This window comes from Petrotoga miotherma DSM 10691, assembly GCF_002895605.1.
Lineage (GTDB): Bacteria > Thermotogota > Thermotogae > Petrotogales > Petrotogaceae > Petrotoga > Petrotoga miotherma.
Genome location: NZ_AZRM01000049.1, coordinates 1 through 2,275, shown reverse-complemented (window position 1 = coordinate 2,275; position 2,275 = coordinate 1). Strand labels below are relative to the sequence as shown.

Below are 2,275 nucleotides of genomic sequence, written 5' to 3'. Positions count from 1 at the left end.
TCTATATAAAAGGATCTAACGCTACAGGAATAAACAAATATCTCAAGGAAAGTGGCTTAACTTGGAAAGATTGATATTTTATACTTCATTAATAACTTTTATTGTTTTACTTTTTCTCTATCCAACATTTATAAAATGGCTAAAAAAGAAACAATTCGGGCAGTATATCAGAAAAGAAGGACCAGATCTTCATAATTACAAGCAAGGGACCCCTACAATGGGTGGAATTTTATTCGTTCTCGCTATTTTTTTTCTAAGTATGCTCACCTTCTTTATCCAAAAGGAAGATTTATTTCTAATAATTGGAGTTGCTACTTTACTTTTTGGATTCATAGGATTTCTAGATGACTATCTGAGTATAAAAAAGAAAGATTCAACAGGGTTAACAGCCATACAAAAATTGTTAATGCAATTCTTATTCTCCATCTTTATAGTATATCTCATATCAAAAATGAATCCCCATTCGATATTGAAAATACCTTTCACAACTAAAAGCTTAGACCTAAAATATTTCTATCCGCTGTGGGGAATAATATACCTAACAGGTATGTCCAACGCAACAAATTTAACTGACGGAATAGACGGACTGTCCGCAGGAATTTATGTAACATCAGCACTATTCACCACACTGATTGCAGGCGTGAATTTTAATTACATTCCCATATTGATATTGCCTGTAATAGNNGGAATATTAGGTTCTTTAGCGTTATATTATTCTGTTGAACTTTTTACTATTTTAACCTGTTTTATATTTATTACAGAGATGTTTAGCGTTATAATACAAGTGGGAAGTTTCAAAATACGAAAAAAAAGAGTCTTTTTAATGGCTCCAATTCATCATCATTTTGAACTAAAAAAATGGAGTGAAGAACGAATCGTTCTAACATTCTGGACTATAAACTTATTAACTGGAATAGTCGCTCTAGGAGGAGTATTGTGAAGATTTGCCTTGTAGGATACGGAAAGAGTAACGCAGAGTTACTGACGAAGCTTTTAAAAACAAACCATCAAATCTTTGTCAGTCAAGACAGAGATTTTAAAAAAAGCGATGAAATATACTTTAAGAAAAACAACATTCAATATGAAACTGACCACAACGACCTTTTAAAAAACTGTGATTTGGCTATCGTAAGCCCTGGCATCCCTCCAAACAGTAAGGCTGCTAAAATAATATTTGAAAATAATATCGATTACACTACAGAATTAGAGTATTCATGGGAAAGTATAAAAAAAGCAAACAAAAAAGCTGTTTTTATTGGAATAACAGGAACCGACGGGAAATCAACTACCACCTCTTTAATAGGACATATATTAAAATTCGCAGATTCTTTAACCTTTGTAGGGGGTAATATTGGAGTTCCCTTAGCCCAAGCAGCAGAAACTTTAAACTATTACGTAGTTGAAGTTAGTTCTTTTCAAATATTCTGGTCAAAATGGTTTTCTCCTGAAATATCTGTATTAACGAACTTAGCACCCGATCATCTAAACTGGCATAAAGACTTGAATGATTACTACGAAACCAAAGCAAACTTATTGTTAAGAACCCTCAAATCAGGAGGAGTGGCAGTTATCAATGAAGACTCTGTGAATCTTTTAAATCTAAAAGATTATCAATCAAGTGAAAGGTTTATAACTTTCTCTAAAGACGTAATTGAAGGTAACTACATTAAATACAGAGACAAAAAAATACATGTCAACAACAAAATATTTGAACTGGACATCTTCAAAGAAGACATCTTGGCATCAGCAGTGACGACGTTAAATCTTGGAATCTCTAAAAAAATTATCGAAGAAGCAATAAACTCTTTCAAACCACTAAAGTATAGGTTAGAACTGATAAAAAGCAAAAACGGAGTCAATTATTACAACGATTCAAAAGCAACCAACGCTCACTCCGCTTACAACGCTTACAAAAGTTTCAGAGGAAAGAGTTATATAGCAATCCTAAGTGGAATCCCTAAAAATGAAGACTTAACACCATTAATAGAAGAACTTAAAACGTATGCCAAAGCCGTTGTAGTTTTTGGAGAAATGGAAAAAGAAGTCAAAAAATACCCATTGAATCACAAATTTATCTTCAAAAGTAATTTAGAAGAAGTGTTTTTATACCTAAGTGAAATATGTGAAGTTGGAGACAATGTAGTATTTTCACCAGCGGGAGCAAGTTTTGATAAATATAAAAATTATGAAGAAAGAGGAGAACATTTCAATTCTTTGGTAGAAAAATCGTAAATGGTCGGTCCCTCCTTAAAAGGGCGGGCTGCGGGGCGAAGGG

2 protein-coding genes are annotated in these 2,275 nt (G+C 33.0%); both read left to right on the top strand.

The annotated features are described in order from the left end of the window. The first annotated feature begins 61 nt into the window (after positions 1-61). On the top strand, positions 62-940 hold the full coding sequence (locus X928_RS08645) for a phospho-N-acetylmuramoyl-pentapeptide-transferase (protein ID WP_103079370.1): 879 nt from the start codon (positions 62-64) through the stop codon (positions 938-940). Next, positions 937-2,232, top strand: coding sequence for a UDP-N-acetylmuramoyl-L-alanine--D-glutamate ligase (gene murD / locus X928_RS08640; protein WP_169926366.1), 1,296 nt, complete (start codon positions 937-939; stop codon positions 2,230-2,232). Before X928_RS08645 ends, murD begins: the two co-directional genes overlap by 4 nt. Positions 2,233-2,275 lie beyond the last annotated feature (43 nt).